Origin of the sequence: Anoxybacter fermentans (genome assembly GCF_003991135.1) — a bacterium.
In the GTDB taxonomy this organism is placed as follows: Bacteria; Bacillota; Halanaerobiia; order DY22613; family DY22613; genus Anoxybacter; species Anoxybacter fermentans.
Genome location: NZ_CP016379.1, coordinates 2,086,082 through 2,110,447, shown reverse-complemented (window position 1 = coordinate 2,110,447; position 24,366 = coordinate 2,086,082). Strand labels below are relative to the sequence as shown.

Here is a 24,366-nt window from a genome sequence, read left to right as displayed (position 1 = left end):
TAAGTAAATGCTTTTGATCAAAAATGGCTGGCTTATTACTTTAAATTCTAACAATGAAGTGATTAAAGATGGTGCTCTTGTAGTTGAGGGAAATCAGATTAAAGAAATTGGTTCGACCGAAGAACTAGCTAATAAATATGAATACACTGAAATAATTGATGCTAAAGGTAAAGTAGTGATGCCCGGGATGATCAATGCTCATATGCACCTTTATAGTACTTTTGCCCGTGGGATGGCACTTAAAGATGAGCCTCCTAAAGATTTTCGTCAGATATTAGAACGGCTCTGGTGGAGGCTTGATAAACAACTTAGAGAAGAAGATATCTATTATTCAGCATTAATCCCTTTGCTTGACTGTGTCAGGTATGGTACAACGACAATAATAGATCATCATGCCAGCCCATTTGCAGTATCTGGAAGCCTTAGTATTATTGCAGAAGCGATAGAAAAAGTGGGTTTAAGGGCCAGCCTTGCCTATGAAGTTTCTGACCGGGATGGGGAGGAGATTGCCCTTCTGGGGATCAAAGAGAATGTAAGTTTTATCAAAATCTGTAAGAAACGAACTGATGATATGCTGCATGGACTTTTTGGTCTGCATGCATCTATGACTTTATCTGACAGGACCTTAGAAAAATGTCGGGAGGCCATTGAGGGTTTAGATACAGGTTTTCATGTCCACACAGCGGAAGGTATTCAGGATGTGGAAGATAGCTTACATCGGTCAGGTCTTAGAGTTGTTGAGCGGCTAGATAAGTTTGGGATCTGGAATGAAAAGAGTATTGCTGTTCATTGTGTGCATATAAATGAAAAGGAGATGGAGATTCTTAAGGAGCGGGGTACTAATGTGGTGCACAATCCCGAATCAAATATGGGGAATGCTGTTGGTTGTGCTGATATAACTACTATGCTAAATAAAGGTATTGTTGTCGGCCTGGGTACTGATGGTTTTACCTCAGATATGTTTGAGAGTGTTAAAGTTGCCAATATCCTGCATAAACATGAATTAAAAGATCCATCTGCATCCTGGGCAGAAGTACCTGAGATGATCTTTACTAATAACCAGCGAATTTTGGCCAAATATTTTAAAAATCCAATCGGACAGCTTATCGAAGGTGCATATGCCGATGTGATAATCCTGGATTATGATCCTCCAACTCCATTAGATGAGACAAATTATTATGGACATATTCTATTTGGAGTTTCGGGAGGCCGGGTAGTGACGACTATAATCAATGGTAAAGTACTGATGAAGGATCGGGAGATAAAAGGATTTGACTTAGATGAGATTCACGCGCGTTCCCGGGAGCTGGCTCAAAAACTCTGGATCAGATTTTAGATTCATGGGAGGTGGCACTATGGGTTTAATATGCTTTACGCCACAAAATATAAATGAAGCGATTCAATATCTTCATCAATACGGTGATGAAACAACCATTCTTGCTGGTGGGACAGATGTTTTAGTCCGGTATTATGGGCGGTTGGATGAGTTAGGCCGGATCATGAATATTTATGAATTAGATGAATTAAAGAGTATCAGAATCGTTGATGATGAGATTGAAGTGGGGAGTCTTGTTACCCATACTCAATTAGAAGAATCCACCATTATCTTAAATCATGCACCACTTTTGGCTGAAGCAGCTGCAGAGGTGGGTTCTCCCCAGATCAGGAATCGGGGAACTATCGGAGGTAATGTTGCCAATTCTTCTCCAGCAGGGGATACTTTACCGCCCCTGATTGCCCTGGATGCAAAAGTAAAGCTTTTGAGCCTGGATAGGGGAGAGAGGATAATCCCGGTATCTGAGTTTTTTACCGGACCAGGTCGGAATGTGGCTAAAGAAGATGAATTAATCACTGGTTTTGTCTTTCCTATTCCCAAAGAAAATTACAGAGGTTCATTTGTCAAACTTGGTTATCGAAAAGCATTAGCTATTTCAACGGTGAATGCAGCGGTTATGCTGGCATTAGATGGTGATGTGGTAGAGGATTGTCGGATTGTACTGGGAGCAGTAGCTCCAACCCCGGTACGGGTTAAGTTAACAGAAGAAATTTTAAAAGGTAACCCGATTACCGATCAAATTCTTGAATCTGCTATGAACCAGTTAGTACAGGAAATTTCACCTATCTCTGATTTGCGAGGTTCTTCTAAGTATCGTCTGAATATGGCAAAGGTGTTGGTTGTCCGTGCCATCCATAACATATTTAAAAAGGGAGGTCGGACACAATGAATAATCAGAATAATCAGATTAGAATTAATATTTCTATAAATGGTGAGAGTTATGAAGTACAGGTTGATCCCGAGATGAGATTGATAGACCTTTTGCGGGATAAATTGGGGTTTACTGGAACGAAAGAAGGTTGTGGAAAAGGAGAATGTGGAGCATGTACTGTTATTATGGATGGTAAAACAGTAAATTCCTGTCTGGTTCTGGCCTTTCAGGCTGATGGTAAGGAGATTTTGACTATCGAAGGAATGGGGACTTTAGATAATCTTCATCCAATTCAAGAGGCATTTATTCGCAATGGTGCGGTTCAATGTGGTTATTGCATTCCCGGTATGGTTCTTTCGGCAAAATCTTTGTTAGATAAAAATCCAGCCCCAACAGAGGAAGAGATTAGGCGTGGGATTTCGGGTAACTTATGTCGGTGTACTGGTTATCAGAAGATTGTAGATGCCATTAAAGATGCCGCAGCAGAAATGAGAGGTGATAGGAATGAAAGGTAAGGTTGTTGGTCATTCCATACCCAAAGTTGATGCCAGAGAAAAAGTTACCGGTCAGGCCAAATATGCTACAGATTTATATATGGAAAATATGGTGCATATGAAAGTTCTGCGTGCCCCTTACCCCCATGCAATTATCCGGAAGATTGATATAAGTAAAGCGTTAAAAGTTCCGGGAATCATCAGGATTATCACCAAAGCTGATCTTCCTGAGCTTAAAAATTTTGGATTGATTATCAAAGACCAGCCTGCTTTAGTAGGTATTGGAGAGAAGACCCGCTATCTGGGAGATGCACTAGCCCTTGTGATTGGAGAGAAAGAAAGTCAGGTACGTAAAGCTATAAGGTTAATTGACGTGGAATATGATAAATTAGAAGTAATTACTGACCCGTTGCGGGCCATGGAAGAAGATGCGCCCAAAATCCATGAAAATGGCAATATTGTTTGTGTTCATAAATTGGATAAGGGTGATATTGTCAAGGGATTTATGGAGGCAGATTTGATTGTTTACAATGAATTCAAAACCCAACATTTAGACCATGTACCACTTCAACCTGATGCGGGAATGGCGGTTATGGATGAGGATGGAACTATCAGGATCTGGGCTGCAACCCAATGGTTGCATGATACTAGAGTTGATGTTGCTCAAGCTTTGGGGATGCCTGTCGAAAAAATCCGAATTATTCAGCCAACTATAGGTGGCGCTTTTGGTAAGAGGGAAGATGTAATTGCTCAGTTGCATCTGGCAATTGCTGCTAAGATGGTTAAACGTCCAGTTAAGACTATATATAGCCGGGAAGAGTCCATTATCTCTACCTCCAAACGCCATCCTATTATCTTTAGATTCAAAACTGGAGTAAAGAAGGATGGAACATTAACAGCATGGGAAGCTACTATTATCGGTGATACCGGAGCATATGCTTCTTCCGGGCCAGCAGTTGTCCATAAAGGACTTTATCACTGCACCGGTCCTTATAATGTTCCCAATGTTCGCGGTGTAGCCTATACAGTTTATACTAACAATACTTATTCTGGAGCAATGCGAGGTTTTGGAGCAACCCAGACAGCTTTTGCTTATGAATCTCAGATGGATATTATTGCTGAAAAATTAGGAATGAATCCGATTGAATTGCGGTTAAAAAATGCTTATCAGGTTGGTTCTACTACCCCCAATGGTCAGGTTCTTTATGCGAGTGTTGGAGTAAAGGAGACCATAATTAAAGCAGTAGAAGCTTTTGAAAGACAAGGGGGTGTTATAAAGTGAAAAAAAGAGGTGTTGGGATAGCAACAATAATGTTTGGTTTTGGGTATGGAGAAGGATTTCCCGATCATTCTATTGCTTCGTTAAGGGTGAAACCCGACGGTAGGGTGGAACTGAAGACTGCAGCAGCCGATGTGGGCCAGGGAGTGCATACGATTGTTACCCAGATTGCTGCTGAAGTTCTCTCAGTCCCGGTGGATATGATTGACCTTGTGGGTGGAGATACTGCCATTACCAAAAATTCAGGTTCTACTTCTGCTACCCGTCAGACTTTCTTTACCGGAAATGCAGTAAAAAATGCTGCCCAAATGCTTAAAGGGCAGATTAATGATCTGGCAGTTAAGGTCTTTAAGAAAACCTATCCTGAACTATATCTGGATGGAGGGTATGTAGTTCCTCATGGTGCAGAAGAGGATAAAATCAGTTTTGCTGAGCTAGCCAGAATTGCAGAAAGTAAAGGAGAAAAGCTGGAAGCAGAAGCTTGTTATTTCCCCATCACTACACCGCCTGACCCAGAGACAGGCCAGGGTGAACGGGTTTATATGTCCTATACATTTGTAACTCAGATTGCAGAAGTAGAAGTAGACACAGAAACGGGTCAGGTTGAAGTGTTACGATTTGTGACTGTTCCTGATGTAGGGCAGGCTATTCATCCCCAAAATGTGGAAGGTCAGATTGAAGGCGGTACGGCAATGGGGATGGGAATGGCTTTAATGGAAGAAGTTATCTTTGATGAAGAAGGATTTCTTTTAAATCCTGATTTTTCTACCTATCTAATTCCTACAGCTTTAGATGTTCCACGGATTGAGACAGTAATTGTGGAGGATGAGGAACCCCTTGGACCATTTGGTGCCAAAGGAATTGGTGAACCAGCAACTATTGCTACTGCTCCTGCTATCATCAATGCAATATATAATGCCTGTGGAGTGCGAATTAAAGAGCTTCCGGCCACTCCAGAAAAAATTCTTCGTGAATTAAATAAAAAATCGGCAGGTAATTAAAAAATTTTATAGAATATTAAAAGAGGTGATAAAATGGTAAATCTATCTACACAATTTTGTGGTATTCAATTGAAAAATCCAGTTATGCCTGCTGCTGGTCCTCCTATTCGAAATGGGCAGGCAGCTATAGAAGCAGCCAGGGGAGGAGCAGGGGGGATTGTTACAAAGACCATCTCTGTCAAAGGTGCAGAAGTTCCCCGGCCCTGTATGGCTGAGCCTTTTAAAGGAGGCTTTTTGAATACCGAACTATGGTCTGAATTAGAACCGGAAGTCTGGTTAGAAAAAGAATATCCGTTGGCAAAAGAAGCTGGTTTGCCAATGATTATAGGATTGGGCTATACTGCAGATGAAATACGGCAGTTAGCTCCAAAGGTTGCTCCTTTTGCTGATGCCCTGGAACTTTCTACACATTATCTCGGGGGAGATACTTCACCTGTTGAGGAGGCTGTTCAGGCGGCTAAAGAATCCTGTGATAAACCTGTATTTGTAAAGTTAAGTCCTCAGGTGGATATTCCAACTTTTGCGAAAGCAGCTGAAAAAGCTGGAGCAGATGGGATTGTTCTTATCAATTCCTTTGGACCATGTTTAGATATAGATGTGCGAACCGGTCGACCTTTAATGGGGAGTGAAACCGGTTATGGTTGGCTATCAGGAAAAGCTATTTTCCCATTGGCACTCCGATGCGTTTATCAGGCAGCTCAGGTTGTGGATATTCCAATTATTGGAGTAGGGGGAATTAGTTCGGGAATTGATGCCATTAAAATGATTATGGCCGGTGCAGTTGCTGTGCAGGTCTGTACCGCTGCCATTTTAGAAGGTCCTACAGTATATGGCCGGATTGTAAAAGAAATGAAACGTTTTATGGAAAAAGCAGGGTATGAATCTTTAACAGATTTTCAGGGCCTGGCTCTTAAGAAAAAGCCTGAACGTGCTACAATGATTCCAGTTACCCCTGAAGTTGATGAAGAAACCTGTACAGCTTGTGGCCTGTGTGCCAGAAGTTGTGTTTATCAAGCAATTGTTATAGATGAATATGCAAAAATTGACCCAGAAAAGTGCTTTGGTTGTGGGTTATGTGTTAGTAGATGTCCTGTTAAGGCTATAGCCCATAACTGGTAAGAGATGAAGACCAGGTCTGGCAGAAGTATGCCTTGCCTGGTCTTTCTTTCGATTACTCCTCTCTGGATTTTAAGAAAGGAGGATTTATTTTGGCTGAACGGCTTAAGGAGTACCTGGCAGTAGCACGTGGAGAAAGGGTAGCAGAGCTGGTTTTAAAAGAAGTCCGGGTGGTTAATGTTTATACAGGGGAGATTTTTAATACAGACCTGGCAATTCACCATGGAAGAATTATTGGTTGGGGTACTTATAGCGGTCAGAAAGAGCTGAACCTTAAAGGACGCTACCTTGTACCGGGTTTGATCGATGCCCATCTCCATCTGGAAAGTGCTATGGTACTCCCGGATGAGTTTTGTCGTCAGGTAGTACCGCGGGGGATAACAACAATTGCTGTAGACCCTCATGAATTAGCTAATGTAGCAGGAATAAAAGGCATTGAATTTATCCGTCAGTATTTTGGGCACTTACCCATTAATCTTTTAGTTCAGCTTCCTTCCTGTGTTCCGGCAACCTTTGCTGATCAGGCAGGTGCTGTTTTAAATGCTGAAGATCTTAAACTATTGTTGGATTTACCGGGAATTCACGGATTAGGAGAGATGATGAATTTTTATGGTGTTATTCAGGGAGATCCAGAAGTTTTAGCTAAAATTGAGATGATTGAAGGTCGCTTTGTGGACGGCCATGCACCTTTACTTAAGGGAAATGATCTAAATGCATATGTATTGGCCGGAATTAAGGCCGATCATGAATGTACAGATATTGAGGAAGCCAGAGAAAAGATTCGACGTGGTATGTATATAATGGTTCGGGAAGGATCTGCGGCCAAAGATCTACTAAATCTTTTGCCTTTAATCAATGAAGATAATGGACGCCGATTTGTCTTTTGTACCGATGATCGACATCCTTTTGATTTGACAAGAGAAGGACATTTAGATTTTCTTATCCGTAAGGCTATAAAGTCAGGGATGGATCCCATTCAGGCGATTCGAATGGCTACTTTAAATGCCGCCGAATGTTTAGGGCTTTCTGATTTAGGAGCTATTGCTCCTGGGAAAAGGGCTGATCTGGTGGTGGTTGATGATTTAGAGGATTTCAAAGTTTATCAGGTTTATAAGGATGGTCAGTTGGTTGCTGAAGAAGGTGAGTTGATTCAAGATATTTCATATCAACCCGAAATTGATTTGAGAAATACGGTCAAGACGAAAGAATTAAGTTTTGAGAGCTTTCGTCTCTCTTCCGGTCGTCAATACCGGGTTATCCAGGTTCTACCTGGGCAACTCCTAACCAAAGAGGTCATTCAATTTGTGCAGATAGAGGGTAAGAAGATTTTAGAGCCCGATGTAGCTAAAATTGTGGTGGTTGAACGCCATCACAGAACCGGCCAGGTGGGTGTGGGTCTTGTTAAGGGTTTTGGTCTTAAAGAAGGAGCTATCGGTTCCAGTGTGGCCCATGACTCTCATAATTTGATAGCTGTTGGTCGTAATGATGAAAGTATTATGGCAGTTTTAAATGGAATTATTGAAAACCAGGGAGGACTGGCCATAGCAAAGGAAGGTCAGTTGATTGAAATACTACCTTTGCCTATTGGTGGGCTTATCTCTGATAAGAAACTTACCTGGGTTGAGGAGAAATTAGATAAGATGCATCATTTGGCTCATTTGCAGGGGGTAAGTTTGACTGATCCTTTTATGACCCTTTCATTTTTGGCTTTGCCTGTTATACCTGAATTGAAAATGACTTCCCGCGGGTTATTTGACGTACGGCAAAATAAGCTGGTACCTTTAGTTGTAGAATAAATAGGGTTTGTTAAACTGTAAAAAGCTAATTTTTCGCTTGAGGAGAAATTTTTTGAACCATCTAAAGCTTGATTTCAGTCGAAATAAGGCTCCCTAATCAAAGGGCCTTTCTCATCCTTGATTAATAAAAGAATTTGTTTTGGGGGTGGTAGTTATAGAGTAGGGAGAATTAAGAAGTATTGGGTTGGTGATGGTTGGTCGAAAAATTTTTAAGGAGGTAGAAGTATGGCAGAAGTTAAGACCAACGTAGAAATGAAAGATTCTTTTTTGGAAAGGCAATTTAAGTTAACTCAGAATGGAACAAATGTTAAGACTGAATTTATTGCTGGTTTAACTACATTCTTGACAATGGCTTATATAATTTTTGTTAACCCAAGCATTTTGAGTGCTACAGGAATGGATGCAGGAGCAGTTTATTATGCTACAATCTTTGGCGCGATTTTAGGTACTTTATGCATGGCGTTTTTTGCAAACTATCCATTTGCACTGGCGCCGGGGATGGGCTTAAATGCTTTCTTTGCCTTTACAGTTGTATTAGGTATGGGAGTTTCCTGGAAAATAGCCTTAGGTCTGGTGTTCATTGAGGGGATTATCTTCATTATTTTAAGCGTTGTACCAATTCGTGAAATGATTGTTAACTGTATCCCCATGAGTTTAAAGGCAGCCATTGCTGCAGGTATTGGTCTTTTTATAGCATTCATCGGACTTCAGAGTGCCAATATTGTGGTTAAAAATGATGCAGTTTTAGTCCAATTAGGTGACATTATGAGTGGTCCAGCTCTAATTGCACTGATCGGTTTGATTGTCATCGGTATATTACACGCCTATAGAGTTAAAGGTGCACTTCTCTGGGGTATTTTGATTGCAACTGTCCTGGGCTGGGTAAATGGTGTTACTCCCGCTCTTAAAGGTATTATTGAATGGCCATCTTTCACAAATTGGGCTCCTGTATTCTTTAAATTAGATATTGCTGGTGCCTGGAATGGTATCTTTAGTGGCGGTCTTTTGACAGTGCTTATCGCTTTCCTTTTTGTCGATATGTTTGATACAGCTGGTACTCTGGTAGGCGTAAGTACCCAGGCTGGTTATCTGGATGAAGAAGGTAATTTACCAAAAGCTAGTAAAGCCCTTTTGGCTGATGCTATTGGTACTACTGGCGGTGCTTTATTTGGTACTTCTACCGTTACAACCTATATTGAGTCAGCTTCCGGTGTTTCTGAAGGTGGTCGGACCGGTTTAACAGGTGTTTTTGTATCAATCTTCTTCTTCCTGGCTCTCTTCTTCAAACCATTGATCGGTATTATTCCAGCAGCCGCTACTGCTCCGGCTCTGATTTTTGTCGGTACCATGATGATGAAAAATGCTACCAAGATTAAGTGGGATGACGTTACTGAAATGCTCCCAGCCTTTATTACTATGATTGCAATGCCTTTAACTTACTCCATTGCAGAAGGTATTGCACTCGGTTTTATCTCTTATCCATTGCTGAAACTTCTTACTGGTAAGGGTAAAGAGGTACACTGGTTGGTATATGTTTTAGGAGTTATTTTCCTTGTCAAGTATATATGGGTATAAAGCTTTAGCGAAAATGCTGGTTCGCTTTGGCGAACCAGCATTTTTTTTATGTTTAGGAAATTATACATTTTTGCAGTTTGTGGATAACATTATGATCAAACTGCATAAAGCTAATTTTGAGCGATATTGAAATTTTTCGTTAAACCATCTTAGTGAGATCGAAGAAGAAATAAGGCCTCATCTGAGGATTGATGAGTTAATCAGGGGCCAGAAGGGCCCGTTGATTAGTGTGCCTTATTTCGACTGAGATCGAACTTTAGATGGTTCAAAAAATTTCACTGTGAAACGAAAAATTAGCTTTGTGCAGTGCCCTAAGGGCATTTTGTTCTTTGCCCGGCATATTTGCTGAGTTGACGAGTCAAAAAGACATACTTTGAAGGAAATACATATTATCATTATTCTGGATAGATTCGACAGAGAATATTAAGTAATAAAAAGATTTTACATTTGGGTAATTACTAAATTTTTTGAAAATAGGAAGGAAATATGGGAAAGGTTAAGAAATTAATATATCAGTTAACTTCTTATTTTGGAAAGTAACTTATTGTGAAACATTTTGGGACAGCGAAAAGGAATATAAAGATAGGAGGATTTTTGTAATGAAGAGACCATTAGTCTGTGAAAATGTAACCCGTAAATATATTGTAGGTAAAAAAAAGAGCAAACGGGAGATTGTTGCAGTAAATCAAGTAAATCTTGCTATACAGGAAGGGGAGATCTTTGGCCTTTTAGGACCAAATGGAGCTGGTAAAACTACTTTAATTAAGATGATCTCTACTTTGTTATTTCCAACTGAGGGGAATATTTATGTTAATGGATATGATATTTATAAAGATGAAAAAGAGATTAAATGTACCATTGGTGTGTTACTGGCGAATAATCGTTCCCTTTATCTAAAGTTAACAGCAAAAGAAAATCTGGAGTTTTTCTGTAACTTATATAATGTGCCTCGCTCTGAACAGGAGGCGAGAATTGATGAAGTTTTAACAATGGTTGGTCTATTGGATCGCAAAAATGATTATGTGGAAACCTTTTCTCATGGAATGTTACAACGATTAAATATTGCAAGAGCTATGATTCACAAACCTAAGTTTTTGATTTTGGATGAACCAACAAATGGTTTAGACCCGGTTGCTGCTAATGAATTACGTAATACGATTATCCGGCTTAACAATCAAGGTTTGACCATTTTATTGACAACCCATAACATGATGGAGGCAGATATGCTCTCTAATAGAGTGGCTATTATTCATCAAGGTAAAATCATTAGTGAAGGGAGTCCAGAACAGTTAAAGAAAAGTATTAATAAAAATATTTATGAAGTTAAAGTAAAAAGAACAGAGATTGAAAAAGCAACTGAGATCTTAAAAGAGATTGGTATTGAAAAAGTAAATATTATAAGTGGAGACCATTTAGATCAATTAAGTATCAGAATGTTGAGTGACAAAGCTTATAATTTAGAAGAGATGAACAGGATCTTTAATAACAAAGGATTAGAAGTTTACGGTTTATCTTTACATAACCCAACCCTTGAAGATGTATTTATCAACCTGACAGGAAAAGCACTTTAAAAGGAGATGGTAAAAAAATGGGGGAGTTTTTTAAAGTATTTGTCTTTAGTTTTAAAAAACAGGTACGGGAGTTTAAAAGATATCCCAACTTCTTTTTAAAGAGTTTCTTTTATACTCCGTTTGCTATAATATTACCTTATTGGTTTACAATTCGTGTTTTTTTAGGGCAGGATGATCTGGAAAGTTTGAATATGACTTTTACTCTGTTATTAGGGGCAATTCTCTGGAACTTTATCTATTTTTCAGTTATCGAGTCATATAACATTATTAATCGAGAGCTAAACACTGGAACGATTGAATTGATTTATTTATCTCCTGCTTCCAGAATTGCCTGGCTTTTAGGGAGTAGTTTTGCCCCCAGTTTAATGTTTCTTTTTTCCTTAGGTGCTGTAACTACTTTATTCTACTTTCTTTTTCGCCTTTCGGTTACAATAAATCTCTGGACATTTTCTATTGCACTTTTGATGACTGTTATATCCAGTTGGTCTATGAGCTTAATGGTGTTTATCTTGACGATCTGGTTAAAGAAAATTTTTAATGTATTGAATTTTTCTTTAGAGGTAATTGCCATCTTTGTAGGGATTTTATATCCAGTGACTTATTTGCCCATTTACATTAGATGGATTAGTTATTGTATTCCTGTTACCTATGGTATTTCTCTCATAAGAGAATCTTTTATGTCGGGGTATTCTTCCCATATTCTTTTGGATATCGTAGCTTTATCAGTTTTAACAGTAATATATATGGCTTTTTCTGTTACCTTTTTCACTCGACTGGAAAGGAGATTAAAGAACAATGGGAACTTTCTTAAATTTTAAAGCGATGTTTTATATGATCAAAAAAGATCTGACTATTAAGATGAGATATAAAATTGATTCTCTGTCGATCTTATTGAGGCCTATTGCAGGAATTTTACCCCTTCTTTTGTTTTCCAGTTATATTCATGTAAAGGAAAATACATTTTTTCATTATACTGGGACAGATAAATATATTTCATATATTGCTATCACCTATTTCTTTATAACATATATTACTCATTTGATGGTGAGTTCAAGTATTTTGATAACTTCCGAACTACAACAAGGGACTTTTGAAACTTTGATGTTATCACCAGTTAATGCAATTTATCTTTTGATTGGCGATATGATTTCAGCTATGGTTGTTCAAATTATTGATTTTTTCCTATTCTATTTCCTGATCTCCATAATTTTTGGAGAAGGGATTGGCTTTTATGATTTGTCTTCCATGTTTTTTATTATCATTATTGCTTCATTAGTAGCTTTTGGCTTAGGAATTTTACTGGCGGGGATTACGATTAAGACAAAATTAACCAAAATAACTTTTATGATCAATTCAATATTAATCTTTTTAGCCGGAGTCAGTTATCCGATTACTGTATTTCCTACCTGGTTAAAATATGTGGCGCTAGTAAATCCAATCACCTACTGTGTTGATTTAATGCGATATAGTATCTTGGGAACAATTACATATATGAAAGTCCCTTTAGAAATGTCAATTATTTTTGTATATAGTGTCTGTTTATTTGTTGTGGCGGTCTTTATCTATATGAAAATCATTCGTGGATTAAAAGTAAAAGGGACACTAACAAATTATTAGAGTATCAGGAGGTCATTCAAATGAAACAAAAAAATCTACAAATTATCCGGAGAAATATTTATAGTGGCTAGATATATTATTACACATTTTTGAAATTTGATTATTGGGAAACTGTGTTTAAATTAGAATTATGGCCTTATAAAAATTAATTGTAATTTGAAAGGATATTAGTTAATTATCTAGAATGAATGATAATGGAAGATATATTGTTAATGGTAACATAAAAATATATAAATTGAATTTTGTTAGAAAAAAGTGATTTATATTTATAGAGGGAGGTTATTTATTATGGAATAATATAATATTACAGATATGAAAGAGTTATGTGTCATTCGTAAAGATAACTTAGAAGGAGGGAGAAACAAAATGAATAAGGTAGAAGAATATACTATTTTTGCTGTAAAAACGATTCAGCCTTGGGAAGAAGGCTCTGAGTATTGGATACCACGTATTTATGAGGAACTTAAAAAAGGAAAAGCTAGATTTGGTTGGTCATACTTTGTTGAAGCGGATTTAAGGAAAATTAAGGCGAAGATTGATAAAAATGGATGGAATTCTCTTAGTGACAAAGAAAAAGACTCCTGGAAACATGCTCATTTCATGTTGTCCTATGTTAAACCAGGAGACTATTTCGTTTATATAAACATGCCAGAATATGGCAAGTGCACCATAGTAAAAATTACAGGAGAATATATCTTTAGCGAGATCTGGGACGATGGAGAAGAAGGGGATTTCAGACACTTCTTGCCGTGTGAATTTGTAGCATATTTTGATAGAAACTCTAATATTGTTCATCCATATTTAAGACGCAGGTTAGGTCTTCGAGGTGCCTGGTGGAGAGTTTACGCAAAACAAGAATTTGAGGAATTATTACAGGAGATTAAAGAAGGTGGACACGGAAAAGATGTTAAGGAAAGATTTGAAGAAGAAATGAATAGTTACTTGGACGAAATATCTAAGAAACTGCATCATATATTTCCTGGCAAAAATTTAGAAGATTTACTTATTGGAGTTTTAGGGAAATTGCCAAATGTTAAAGAAGTCAGAAAGGGACCTGATGTAAATGGAGCAGATCTTGAATTTGTATATGAGAGTGGATTTGAAATTGAAGGGCTGCAAAAGGAAGGATTATGCGCAGTTCAGGTGAAATCTTATGGAGGTAAAATGGGATATACAAAAGCCATAGAAGATATAAGAAGAGCTTTTGACTCAAATCCTGATTATACTTGTGGATTGATAATATCAACGGCGCTAAAAATGACAGAAGAATTTGAAGAGGAACTCGAAAAATTAAGAAATGATACTGGAAAGAATGTAGGTATATTATTAGGAAAAGATCTTGCAAGCTTGATAGTAAAGTATGGAATCCATAATTGATACGAACGGCACATAACAGCGGACATACGGCTTCGGCTGCCTCTTTGAGACACTTCGTGAATCCCGGCATTCCGTTGAGTGAAGTCTTCAAGTCTGTCCAGGAAAATAGTTAAAAAATATGATAAGTAGGTAGGGGTGTGATAAATGAGCAATGAAAAAATAACACTGAGGCAACTAGAAACACACTTATTTAAGGCAGCTGATATTTTAAGAGGCAAAATGGATGCCTCTGAATATAAGGAATTCATATTTGGTATGTTGTTTCTAAAGCGTGTCTCTGACACATTTGAAGTTAAAAGACAAGAGTTGTTAGAACAATTCAAAGCCCAAGGTTTTTCTGAAAAAGAACTAAATGAACTTATAGAGGATCCAAATTTGTATGGAGATAGTTTTTTTGTTCCTAAAAGGGCAAGATGGGAAAATATCCTTAACTTAAAAGAAGATGTGGGTAATCAGCTGAATAAAGCTCTTGCGGCATTAGAAGAGACAAATCCTGAGTTAGAAGGGGTATTGAGACATATAGATTTTAATGCCACCAAAGGAAAAACCAGGCTCAAAGATCAACAATTGATTGATTTAATACATCATTTTAACAAATACAGATTGACCAATGAGGATTTTGAGTTTCCTGATTTATTAGGAGCGGCATATGAATATTTGATAAAGCAGTTTGCAGATTCGTCAGGTAAAAAAGGTGGTGAATTCTATACACCTTCTCAGGTTGTAAGGTTATTGGTCAGATTGATAAAACCACAAGAAGGTATAACAGTATATGACCCTACTGTTGGTTCTGGGGGTATGCTCATCCAATCAAGACAATATGTAGAAGAACAAGGACAGAATCCAGAGAAGCTTGCACTTTATGGTCAAGACAACAATGGAACCACATGGGCCATATGTAAGATGAATATGATTCTTCATAATATTCCTGATGCTCATATAGAAAACGAGGATACTCTGACAAATCCTATGTTTGTTGAGAATGGGTATATAAAAAGGTTTGATAGAGTAATAGCCAATCCTCCCTTTTCACAAAATTATACTAAAGCAAATATGCAATTTCCTGAAAGATTTAAATATGGATTTACTCCGGAAACAGGCAAAAAAGCTGATTTAATGTTTCTCCAACATATGATTGCCAGTTTAAAAGATGATGGGGTTATGGCAACAATTATGCCACATGGTGTTTTGTTTAGAGGTGGGCAGGAAAAGATTATAAGAGAAGGGATAGTTAAAGATGGAATTATTGAAGCAATTATTGGGCTTCCTCCCAAGTTATTTTACAATACAGGTATTCCCGCATGTGTGGTAGTTATAAACAAAAACAAACCAGAGCATCTAAAAAACAAAATTTTATTTATAAATGCAGATAGAGAGTATGGGGAAGGGAGAAATCAAAATTATTTAAGGCCTGAAGATATTGAAAAAAATTGTAAATGTTTTTGATGAAAAAAAGGAAATTCCAAAATACTCAAGGCTTGTTGATATAAAGGAGATTGAAGAAAATGATTTTAATTTGAATATAAGAAGGTATGTTGATAACACACCTGAACCAGAAATTGAAGATGTTCATGCCCATTTAGTTGAAAGCGTTCCCAAAAGAGAAGTGGAACTTTACAGAGATCAGTTTAAGAAATTTGGCATAAGTCATGAAATCTTTTTTAAGAAAAAAGACGAGAGTTATTTAGAGTTTAAGGAAGAGATAAGAAAGAAGGAAAAAATAAAAGAAATAATTGAAAATTCTCAGGAAGTAAAAACTACTTGTAAAAAACTTGACGAAAGTTTAAAAGAATGGTGGGAAGAGATAAAGCTGGAGATTGAAGATTTTTATAGAAACAATCATCTCTGGGAGTTCAGAAATAAAGCACTTAAAAGGATAAAGGAGAAACTTTTACCTGTTGGTGTGCTGGATGAGTTTAAAATTGCCGGCATCTTTGTAAACTGGTGGGAGGATTTGAGATATGATTTTAAAACAATTGTATCTGTTGGCTGGAGTGCTAATTTGATAGAAGATGAAAGAATAAAAAACAAATTTTTTAGTAAAGAAGTAAAAGAGATTGAGGAATTAGAAGGAAAAATTGCAGAAATTGAAGGAGAAATAAATGAAATTTTTGAGGAAATCGAGGAATGGGACGAAGAAGAACAAGGAAATAAAACTATAAAAAAGGTAAAAGACTATTTAAAAGAATTAGTTAAAGATTTAAGATCCAACCAGAGCGAAGCGGTACAAAAAGAAGCAAGTATTTGGGAGAACCTGATTAAAAAGATTGACGAGAAAGATAAGAAACTAAAAAAACTAAAAAAAGAATTAAAAACAAAGGCTGAGGAATTAGAAGGGGTTTGGAAAAGTCCGGAAAAAGGCAAGCCTAAGGAGTTAATAAAGAAGGGGAAGATACACATTAAAAGAGAAAGCTTTACAGAGGAAGAGGCAAAAGAGTTAATTCTTGAGAAGTTTTATGATTTAATTGCAAAAGAAGTTGAAAAATATGTTAATGCCGAGAAGAAAAAAGTGATTAAAGTAATTGAAAAGCTTTGGGATAAATACAAGATACCTTTAAACCAAATAGAACAAGAAAGAGAGGAAGAAGTAAAAAAACTAAATAAATTTTTAACAAGGTTGGGATATTATGATGGCAGATATTAAAATGGAGAAGTTACCAGATGGATGGAAAAGGGTAAAGTTAGGAGAAATAGCTGAAAATAAAAAGTTTGCTATAGTTGATGGGCCTTTTGGGACACAATTGCACTCCGATGAATATGTAGAAGATGGGGAAATACCCTTAATTAGAGTAGTAAATTTGAGCTTTGAAGGAAAATTTATTCATGAAAATTTAGTTTTTATTACGAAGAAAAAAGCAAGTGCATTAAGGAGAAGCAAGGTTTTACCGGGGGACATAATAATTGCAAAAACTGGGGCAACAATTGGTAAATCAGGTATATTTTCTAATGAATACACCGAAGGAATTATTGCCTCTAGTTGTCTTAAAGTAAGCGTAGACAAATCAAAAGCATCAGAAAAATACATATTAAATTTTATTGTTTCACATTGGGGACAAAAAGCAATTATGGATAGTGCAATAGGTACCACCAGAACAACGATAAATATTACGCCTTTTTCGAATATATGTTTATCAATCCCACCACTCCCCGAGCAACGTAAAATTGCCGAAATTTTAGAAACCGTTGATAATGCAATAGAAAAAACCGACAAAATCATAGAGAAATACAAACGCATAAAACAGGGCTTGATGCAGGATTTACTCACAAAAGGGATTGACGAAAAAGGGCAAATCAGAAGCGAAAAAACGCACAAATTCAAAGACTCGCCACTTGGCAAAATACCAAAAGAGTGGGAAGTTGTGGAGTTGGGAAGTGTAGCAGAATTGAGAAATGAAAAAAATTTCCTTCTATTAGTGATATTTACATTGGTTTAGAGAATATTGAAAAGGAAATTGGAAAAATTAATGGATTTTTAAACTCTGAGGAAATAAAAGGGATTTCAAATATATTTAAAAAGGAAGATATCTTATTTGCCAAACTTAGACCAAACTTAAGAAAGTTTTGGTTTGCAACTTTTGAGGGTGTTTGCTCAACAGAATTGTTTGTGATTAAAGCAAAAGATAATAAAATTTATCAAAAATTCCTATATTTAATTATTCAATCAAAAAATTTTTTAAAATTAGCGGAATCCAAAGTTTTTGGAACTAAAATGCCAAGAACAAGCTGGGAAATTTTAAAAAATTATAAATTTCTACTTCCCCCACTCCCAGAACAACAATGCATAGCCCAAATTCTAACACAAATAGACAAGACCATAGAAAAAGAACAAAAATATAAAGAAAAACTTAAAAGGTTAAAGCAGAGTTTAATGGAAGACCTTTTGACTGGTAAAATAAGAGTTAATCATTTAATCAAAGAGGGTGTGGAAGATGTATAAACTCCTTGATGAAGAGCATTATGTTGAAGAGTCGTTTTTAAGGCAGCTTAAATCGCTTGACTGGAAAATTATTCATGGTGATAAATTTGATCCTTCAAAATCCCTGAGGGAGAGTTTTAGAGAGGTAATTCTTGAAAAAGAGCTTAAAGAATCAATAAAAAGAATAAACCCGTGGATTGAGGAGGACCAGATAAATGAGGTAGTAAGAAGAGTAACCACACCACAAGCTAATTCTCTTTTAGAGGCAAACAAAGAAATTCATAACTTACTCCTTGAAAACATCTCAGTTTCAGAAAACAGGAAAACAGGAGAAAAAAGCCCAACGGTTAGATTTATTGATTTTCAAAATCCAGAAAATAACTCCTTCATTGCCATCTCACAGTTTAAAGTAAACATTCCGGGAACTGAAAAACACATAATCCCGGATATTGTTCTGTTTGTTAATGGGCTACCTCTTGTTGTTGTGGAATGTAAATCTCCAACAATAAATGACCCAATAGGTGAAGCAATCACCCAATTAATGAGATATTCCAATAGAAGAGGAGAAAAGGAAGGAAACGAAAAACTCTTCTGGTATAACCTTTTTATGATAGCTACATCTAATCAGGTAGCAAAATATGGAACAATAACATCAGAATATGAGTATTTTGTTGAATGGAAAGATCCTTATCCTTTTAAGTTATCAGATATTGAAACAGATAAAAATGTAGTAACAAGTCAGGAATTTCTTATTCAAGGAATGCTTTCAAAAAACAATCTCCTGGATATTCTTCACAGTTTTACATTGTATAAAGAAGATCCAAAAGTCGGAGTAATAAAAGTTGTCCCAAGATATCAGCAATTCAGGGCGGTAAAAAAGATAATAAAAAGATTGAAAGAGGGTAAAACACAACAGGAAAAAGGCGGTATTGTCTGGCACACTCAAGGGTCGGGCAAATCTCTTACGATGATGTATGTGGTCAGGGCAATGTATCATGATCAAGAATTAAGAAACTTTAAGATAGTTTTTATTACAGATAGAAAGGATTTAGAAAAGCAATTAAAAGATACATCAAAAAGTGTGGGTTATACCGTAAATCTTGCTGGAAGTATTAGAGAATTACAGGATTTATTAAAAACAAATACTCCAGATCTGGTTATGGGCATGATTCATAAATTTCAGGAAAGAGAGCTAAAAAGAGAGTTTCCTGTATTGAACACATCACCAAATATCCTTATTATGATTGATGAGGCACATCGTAGCCAGTATAAATTACTTGGTGCTAACTTAAAAAAAGCGCTACCAAATGCAGTTAGAATTGCCTTCACTGGAACACCTATTGAAAAAACAGAGTGGACCTTTGGAGATTATATAGACAAATACAGCATTCGCCAGTCTGTTGAGGATGGGGTTACTGTTGAGATTGTCTATGAGGGGAGAACACACAGGGCAGAAATTTCTGACGAGGAAGAGGCAAATAAGCGGTTTGAAGATGTCTTTAACATGCTAGACAGCGAGCAAAAAGCAAAAATTATGGGAAGATATACCTGGAAAGCCTATCTTGAAGATGAAAATGTTATTAAAGATAAAGCGAAAGACATGGTTGACCACTATGTAACTCATGTATTCCCCAATGGTTTTAAGGCACAGGTTGTTACAGTTTCAAGACTAGCAGCTATAAGATATAAAAAAGCCCTTGAAGGTGCCCTTAAAGAGAAAATAGAGGAATTAAAAAGAGATCGCAACAATAAAATAGACTTAGATCAACTTGAAAAACTAAAAGTTGCTGTTGTAATATCAGGAAATCAAAACGATCCTCCAGAATATCATCCCTTTACAGACCCTGATAAGCAGGAAATACATATAAAAAGCTTTAAACTTCCTTTTGCTAAAGAAGATGAAAGTGGGATAAATGGAGATGTTGGTATTCTGGTTGTCCAGAGTATGCTCATTACAGGATTTGATGCGCCGATTGAGCAGGTGATGTATTTAGATAATGTTATCAAAGAGCATAATCTTCTTCAGGCAATTGCAAGGGTGAACAGGGTTTACAAGAATAAAAGTTGTGGTTTTGTTGTGGATTATGTAGGTGTTTTGAAACATCTAAAAGAAGCGCTTGCAATATTTGACGAAAAAGATGTTGAAGAGATTACACAGGTAGTTAAGGATAGAGGTAAGAGTATTGATGAATTAAAATATATCTATAACCTCATCAATGATTTCTTCAAGAAGTATGAGATTGAAGACTGGATGGACAATATTGAAGAATGTATAGATCTTCTTGTAGATGAAGAGGTTAGAAATGAATTTCTAACATATGTTAGACAGTTTAATAGAGCAATAGATAAATTGCTTCCCGATCCCGAAGCTTTAAAATATATGCGGGAGTTGAAAATTCTTAACTTTATAAGGCAATCAGCAAGAAATAGATATAGAGATGACAAACTTAGCATAAAAGATGCAAGCAAGAAAATTAGAGAAATTGTTGAAGAGTATCTTCTTTCAAAAGGTGTTAACCCAAAGATTGCTCCCCTCCCTCTGCTTTCTGATGACTTCATAGAAAATGTTAAAAAGAAAAAGTCAAGTAAAGCCAGAGCTGAGGAGCTGAAATATGCAACTATTGAGCATATTGAAAAGCACTATGAAGAGGATCCAGAATTTTATGAAAGGTTTTCTGATAGACTGAAAAGAATACTTGAGGAGTACAGGGAAAACTGGAATATTCTTGCCTCTGAACTGGAGAAAATTAGAGAAGAAATCAAGAAGGGTAGAACTGTTGAAGAGACTTTTGGCTTTGACCCAAAAAAAGAGATGCCTTTCTTTGGACTACTCAAAAGAGAAATTTATGGTAAAAAGCCAATTGAAAAATTAGATAAAGAAGAAATTGATTTTCTAATTGAATTAACTAAAGATACTATTGCGATCATAAGCAAAGAAGTCCAAACAGTAGATTTCTGGGAAAATTATACTTTACAAAAGAGGTTAAAATCCTATTTGATTTCTCATATTCTTCTTCAAAGATCGCGGAAAAATAAGTGTTTATTTAATAAGAGAAATGAGATTGCCCAAAAATTAATGGAGCTTGCGTATAATATTTATAAGAGGTGAAGAAGGTGGAAATCAAAATAGATAAAATAATCAAAACAAAAAGAAAGACTATTGCTCTTCAAATAACTGATGATGCTACATTGATAGTAAGAGCTCCTTTTCATGTGGATGAAAAAACTATAGAAAAGGTTGTTTATAATCATAAAGATTGGATTGAAAAAAAGAAAAAAGAAATTCAATCCAGAGATCCAAAATTTTCTCCCAAGGAATTTGTAAATGGAGAAGGGTTTCTTTATCTGGGAGATTATTATAGGCTGACCATAGTAAATGAAGCAGATATTCCACTTAGATTTGAAAATGGTTTTTATCTTGATAGAAACTATTTACCATATGCAAAAAAATTATTTATTGAGTGGTATAAGAAGGAAGCACATAGAAAAATATCTGAAAGGGTAAGATGGTATGCTCAAAAGAGGGGTTTTAAATATAATAAAGTTAATATTACAAATGCTCAAAAAAGATGGGGATCGTGTAGTTCTAATGGAAATTTAAATTTCTCATGGCGTTTGATAATGGCTCCTTTACCAGTTATAGATTATGTTGTTGTTCATGAGTTAGTTCACCTGGAGGAGAAAAATCATTCAAAAGAATTCTGGAATAAAGTAAAAATGTTAATGCCTGATTATAAGAAATATGAGAATTGGTTAAAAAAGAACTCTTATCTTTTAAAGATATAGTAATTTAGGGATGAGAAGATATGAATTTCGGCAGATTTGGGCATTCTGAAGGAAAAAATAGAAAATCAATTGATCCTTATATTCCTAAACCGGCAAACCTCAATGAAAGTAAAAGTGAAGTATTTAAGACAAAAATTTTTAATATGTTAAAGAGAAAGACTATTATTTCTGTTCTGTAGGGGCAATATTAGAATATAAAAGTACATTTGTCTTTGGTAAGTCTTTTTTATATAGAATGGTAATTTAAAATTACATAGCATCCAAATAATTATGCTTTTTTAGCTCTTTTCCTTCTTATATAAAAGGAGAGAGTGGTGAATTTTAACTATTATTCCTGCGTTTCCTTTTCCCTTTGGTTATTAACTATTGCCTGATAAATTGATAACTTTTACCTGTGAAAGCAAGAATATGGGCATGTTGAATAATCTTATCAATTACTGCTGCTGTTAAACGATCATCTCCAAACACCTCATTTTATCGTCTAAATTCAAGATTTGAAATAACGATTATGCTTTGCTGTTCATAACTGTTTGAGATCACTGAAAACAGTAATTCAGCAACCTTTTTACTAAAGGGAATATTACCCAACTCATCAAGGATAAGTATATCTGCTTTGGCTATCTTTTTTATCAGTTTTCCTGTTTGACCTGATGAATGTTTTTCCAATAACTTGTTTGTTAAATTTACAGCTCGATAAAATTTTATTTTTTACCTTGGGCACAGGCCTTTATTCCTAGAGTGGTGGTCAAGTGGGTTTTCCCTGTTCCTACTGCACCTGACATTAATACATTTTTCGATTAAACTGCAAAAAGCTAATTTTGAGCGTTATTGAAATTTTTCGGTAAACCATCTTAGTGAGATCGAAGGAGAAATAAGGTCTCATCACAGGATGTGATGAGCTAATCAAGGTCTAGGAGAGCCCATTGATTAGTGTGTTTTACTTCAACTGAAATCAAACTTTAGATGGTTCGAAAAAGCAAAAAATTAGCTTTTTTCAGTAAGATCATATATTACATAATTGAGGGAATTTCATAATTAAATTTTTAAACAATACAAGTCAACATATTGTGTATATTAAGAGGATAGCAACACAATATATTGAAAATGGTTGATTGTTTTGCTACTTATGAAATTCCCTCAATTTAATTAACAAATTAGATAGACTACCTGAAAAATATTTCTTTCCAAAATTGGATCGTGAAAATCAAACTGTTCTTGTATCAATAGATTTTGAAATTTCATTTTTTGATTAAATTTCACAGGGGAGCTGAATTATGGAAAAATTATGTATTCCTAATGTAAAAGCTTTGATTGAAAAAGAAATGGATGGTGAAAAGTGGATTGTTTTACAAACGAGAAATAAACCTGATACAGACCCATATACTCAACGATATGAAATTCCAGGTGGAAAAATTCGAGCTTATGAAAGTATATATAGTGCACTAAAACGTGAAATTAAAGAAGAATGTGGTTTAGATTTAAAGCGGATTCGAGATGGAAAATTAGAGAGAGTTTATGAAGGTGAAGATTGTGTTGAAACAATTCAACCTTTTACAGTATATCAAATGACGAAAGGCCCTTATCCTTCGTTGGGATTGGTTTTTATATGTGAGGCAGAGGGTGAGTTAATCCAGGGTGGTGATGAAACAAGTAATCCTTTCTGGATTTCTAAAAGTGAATTAGAGAAACAAATCCATGAAAAGCCAGAAACTTTTGCTTTATTGGATAAAAGTATCTTATTTGAATATTTACGAAGATATTAAAGAAATCAAGAGACTCCTATATGAATTTTGGAAAACGGTATAAATACGTTGCTGTAGTTGCAGTTATGACCTAGGCCAAGAGTTCTAAGTTAATTATTGGAAGTTTTAATTTTTTTGAACTTCAAAGCCATCCGTTGATATATTCGGATGGTTTTTTAAGTTTTTTGTATTTGTGTGCCAGGTTATTGTAAAACATTAGACAGGAGATAGATGTCATTATGAAGTAGGGGTGAAAAAGCTAATTTTGAGCGTCATAGTTTCTCTGGCAAAGTAAAAAAGGAGCATTTGGCCAAGTAATTATACAAAAAATATTCAAATTACAGCTTTATATGGAGAAAAGGGTATGATAGGCTAAATAGCCTGGCAAATTAACTTCTGCTCGCATTTGTCTTAAACCATACCCTAGAGGCTCCATGTCAAGCTGTAATTTGAATCATATATTGCCAAAAACACCATAGAAATTTTTCGTTTAACCATTTTAGTAAGATTTCAGTCGAAATAAGGCTTTATCACAGGATGAAAATCATATAATTTTTATGAAATTAATTCCTTTTGACATTGGCGGCAAACTGATTGTTTTTTGAAAACAAAGGTATCTTCTGTATTCCCGCAAAAGACGCATGTTGGAACAAACTTTCTTAAAACTATTTCATCCTCCCCCACCAGAATTTCTATTGGATCATTGGAATCAATGTTAAGATTCCTCCTCAAATCAATAGGAATTACAATCCTCCCCAATTCATCGATTTTCCGCACAATACCAGTAGCTTGCATTGTTTAATCCCCCCCTTAATAAATTTTCTCAAAATTCTGATATAATCTGTTAAAATCATTATATATAATTTTCCAGTCAAATACAATATTATTA

The 24,366-nt window shown here is 35.8% G+C and carries 18 protein-coding genes and 3 pseudogenes; 19 read left to right on the top strand and 2 right to left on the bottom strand.

What is annotated here, in order from left to right:
- The first annotated feature begins 7 nt into the window (after positions 1-7).
- The 18 genes and pseudogenes from ssnA to BBF96_RS16440 all read left to right on the top strand — a co-directional run bounded on the left by ssnA (position 8) and on the right by BBF96_RS16440 (position 21,914).
- The gene (gene ssnA, locus BBF96_RS09595; RefSeq protein WP_127016943.1) at positions 8-1,336 is read left to right on the top strand and encodes a putative aminohydrolase SsnA; all 1,329 of its coding nucleotides are present in this window, start codon (positions 8-10) and stop codon (positions 1,334-1,336) included.
- Between the two features lie 19 nt (positions 1,337-1,355).
- Positions 1,356-2,225: an FAD binding domain-containing protein gene (locus tag BBF96_RS09590; protein WP_164730993.1), complete on the top strand. Its 870-nt coding sequence runs from the start codon at positions 1,356-1,358 to the stop codon at positions 2,223-2,225.
- Positions 2,222-2,722 (top strand): (2Fe-2S)-binding protein, encoded by a 501-nt coding sequence (locus BBF96_RS09585; protein ID WP_127016941.1) that lies wholly within the window; start codon positions 2,222-2,224, stop codon positions 2,720-2,722. The genes BBF96_RS09590 and BBF96_RS09585 overlap by 4 nt, the downstream gene beginning before the upstream one ends.
- The gene (locus BBF96_RS17060; RefSeq protein ID WP_127016940.1) at positions 2,712-3,983 is read left to right on the top strand and encodes a xanthine dehydrogenase family protein molybdopterin-binding subunit; all 1,272 of its coding nucleotides are present in this window, start codon (positions 2,712-2,714) and stop codon (positions 3,981-3,983) included. The genes BBF96_RS09585 and BBF96_RS17060 overlap by 11 nt, the downstream gene beginning before the upstream one ends.
- Positions 3,980-4,981: a xanthine dehydrogenase family protein molybdopterin-binding subunit gene (locus BBF96_RS17055; protein WP_127016939.1), complete on the top strand. Its 1,002-nt coding sequence runs from the start codon at positions 3,980-3,982 to the stop codon at positions 4,979-4,981. The genes BBF96_RS17060 and BBF96_RS17055 overlap by 4 nt, the downstream gene beginning before the upstream one ends.
- Positions 4,982-5,014: 33 nt before the next feature.
- Complete coding sequence (locus tag BBF96_RS09570) at positions 5,015-6,100, top strand: 4Fe-4S binding protein (RefSeq protein WP_127016938.1); 1,086 nt, start codon at positions 5,015-5,017, stop codon at positions 6,098-6,100.
- An 89-nt stretch (positions 6,101-6,189) separates the two neighbouring features.
- A complete protein-coding gene (gene ade, locus BBF96_RS09565) occupies positions 6,190-7,893 on the top strand; it encodes an adenine deaminase (RefSeq protein WP_127016937.1) in 1,704 nt (567 codons plus the stop codon).
- Positions 7,894-8,118: 225 nt separating this feature from the next.
- On the top strand, positions 8,119-9,468 hold the full coding sequence (locus BBF96_RS09560; protein ID WP_269467421.1) for an NCS2 family permease: 1,350 nt from the start codon (positions 8,119-8,121) through the stop codon (positions 9,466-9,468).
- A 599-nt stretch (positions 9,469-10,067) separates the two neighbouring features.
- Positions 10,068-11,039 carry an ABC transporter ATP-binding protein gene (locus tag BBF96_RS09555; protein WP_127016936.1) on the top strand — a complete coding sequence of 324 codons (972 nt, stop codon included), beginning with the start codon at positions 10,068-10,070 and terminating at the stop codon, positions 11,037-11,039.
- A gap of 17 nt (positions 11,040-11,056) precedes the next feature.
- Positions 11,057-11,857 carry an ABC transporter permease gene (locus BBF96_RS09550; RefSeq protein ID WP_127016935.1) on the top strand — a complete coding sequence of 267 codons (801 nt, stop codon included), beginning with the start codon at positions 11,057-11,059 and terminating at the stop codon, positions 11,855-11,857.
- Positions 11,835-12,656, top strand: coding sequence for an ABC transporter permease (locus tag BBF96_RS09545; RefSeq protein ID WP_127016934.1), 822 nt, complete (start codon positions 11,835-11,837; stop codon positions 12,654-12,656). Before BBF96_RS09550 ends, BBF96_RS09545 begins: the two co-directional genes overlap by 23 nt.
- A gap of 366 nt (positions 12,657-13,022) precedes the next feature.
- Positions 13,023-14,033 carry a hypothetical protein gene (locus tag BBF96_RS09540; RefSeq protein ID WP_127016933.1) on the top strand — a complete coding sequence of 337 codons (1,011 nt, stop codon included), beginning with the start codon at positions 13,023-13,025 and terminating at the stop codon, positions 14,031-14,033.
- Between the two features lie 144 nt (positions 14,034-14,177).
- Positions 14,178-16,677, top strand: a pseudogene (locus tag BBF96_RS17465) (type I restriction-modification system subunit M).
- Positions 16,661-17,419: pseudogene (locus BBF96_RS09530) on the top strand (restriction endonuclease subunit S); the annotation flags it as partial. The pseudogenes BBF96_RS17465 and BBF96_RS09530, both read left to right, overlap by 17 nt.
- Before the next feature lie 23 nt (positions 17,420-17,442).
- Positions 17,443-17,970: a restriction endonuclease subunit S gene (locus tag BBF96_RS09525; RefSeq protein WP_127016931.1), complete on the top strand. Its 528-nt coding sequence runs from the start codon at positions 17,443-17,445 to the stop codon at positions 17,968-17,970.
- Positions 17,963-21,058: a type I restriction endonuclease subunit R gene (locus BBF96_RS09520; protein WP_127016930.1), complete on the top strand. Its 3,096-nt coding sequence runs from the start codon at positions 17,963-17,965 to the stop codon at positions 21,056-21,058. The genes BBF96_RS09525 and BBF96_RS09520 overlap by 8 nt, the downstream gene beginning before the upstream one ends.
- A 5-nt stretch (positions 21,059-21,063) precedes the next feature.
- Positions 21,064-21,735: a M48 family metallopeptidase gene (locus BBF96_RS09515; protein ID WP_127016929.1), complete on the top strand. Its 672-nt coding sequence runs from the start codon at positions 21,064-21,066 to the stop codon at positions 21,733-21,735.
- 20 nt (positions 21,736-21,755) lie between these two features.
- Positions 21,756-21,914 (top strand): hypothetical protein, encoded by a 159-nt coding sequence (locus BBF96_RS16440; RefSeq protein WP_164730991.1) that lies wholly within the window; start codon positions 21,756-21,758, stop codon positions 21,912-21,914.
- Positions 21,915-22,098: 184 nt separating this feature from the next.
- Here BBF96_RS16440 and BBF96_RS16900 read toward each other — a convergent pair.
- Positions 22,099-22,517: pseudogene (locus BBF96_RS16900) on the bottom strand (ATP-binding protein).
- Positions 22,518-23,009: 492 nt separating this feature from the next.
- On the opposite strand from BBF96_RS16900, the gene BBF96_RS09500 reads away from it, so the two are divergent.
- Complete coding sequence (locus BBF96_RS09500; RefSeq protein WP_127016928.1) at positions 23,010-23,498, top strand: NUDIX hydrolase; 489 nt, start codon at positions 23,010-23,012, stop codon at positions 23,496-23,498.
- Between the two features lie 534 nt (positions 23,499-24,032).
- Here the strand turns inward: BBF96_RS09500 and BBF96_RS09495 are convergent.
- Positions 24,033-24,272 carry an AbrB/MazE/SpoVT family DNA-binding domain-containing protein gene (locus BBF96_RS09495; RefSeq protein WP_127016927.1) on the bottom strand — a complete coding sequence of 80 codons (240 nt, stop codon included), beginning with the start codon at positions 24,270-24,272 and terminating at the stop codon, positions 24,033-24,035.
- Positions 24,273-24,366 lie beyond the last annotated feature (94 nt).

Bases quoted from the DNA above. Each gene is read 5' to 3' on its own strand.
- BBF96_RS09500 (WP_127016928.1), top strand. From the start codon at position 23,010: ATGGAAAAATTATGTATTCCTAATGTAAAAGCTTTGATTGAAAAAGAA.
- BBF96_RS09585 (WP_127016941.1), top strand. From the start codon at position 2,222: ATGAATAATCAGAATAATCAGATTAGAATTAATATTTCTATAAATGGT.
- BBF96_RS09570 (WP_127016938.1), top strand. From the start codon at position 5,015: ATGGTAAATCTATCTACACAATTTTGTGGTATTCAATTGAAAAATCCA.
- BBF96_RS09520 (WP_127016930.1), top strand. From the start codon at position 17,963: ATGTATAAACTCCTTGATGAAGAGCATTATGTTGAAGAGTCGTTTTTA.
- BBF96_RS16440 (WP_164730991.1), top strand. From the start codon at position 21,756: ATGAATTTCGGCAGATTTGGGCATTCTGAAGGAAAAAATAGAAAATCA.
- BBF96_RS09545 (WP_127016934.1), top strand. From the start codon at position 11,835: ATGGGAACTTTCTTAAATTTTAAAGCGATGTTTTATATGATCAAAAAA.
- BBF96_RS09555 (WP_127016936.1), top strand. From the start codon at position 10,068: ATGAAGAGACCATTAGTCTGTGAAAATGTAACCCGTAAATATATTGTA.
- BBF96_RS17060 (WP_127016940.1), top strand. From the start codon at position 2,712: ATGAAAGGTAAGGTTGTTGGTCATTCCATACCCAAAGTTGATGCCAGA.
- BBF96_RS09495 (WP_127016927.1), bottom strand. From the start codon at position 24,272: ATGCAAGCTACTGGTATTGTGCGGAAAATCGATGAATTGGGGAGGATT.
- BBF96_RS09560 (WP_269467421.1), top strand. From the start codon at position 8,119: ATGGCAGAAGTTAAGACCAACGTAGAAATGAAAGATTCTTTTTTGGAA.
- BBF96_RS09590 (WP_164730993.1), top strand. From the start codon at position 1,356: ATGGGTTTAATATGCTTTACGCCACAAAATATAAATGAAGCGATTCAA.
- ssnA (WP_127016943.1), top strand. From the start codon at position 8: ATGCTTTTGATCAAAAATGGCTGGCTTATTACTTTAAATTCTAACAAT.
- BBF96_RS09550 (WP_127016935.1), top strand. From the start codon at position 11,057: ATGGGGGAGTTTTTTAAAGTATTTGTCTTTAGTTTTAAAAAACAGGTA.
- BBF96_RS09540 (WP_127016933.1), top strand. From the start codon at position 13,023: ATGAATAAGGTAGAAGAATATACTATTTTTGCTGTAAAAACGATTCAG.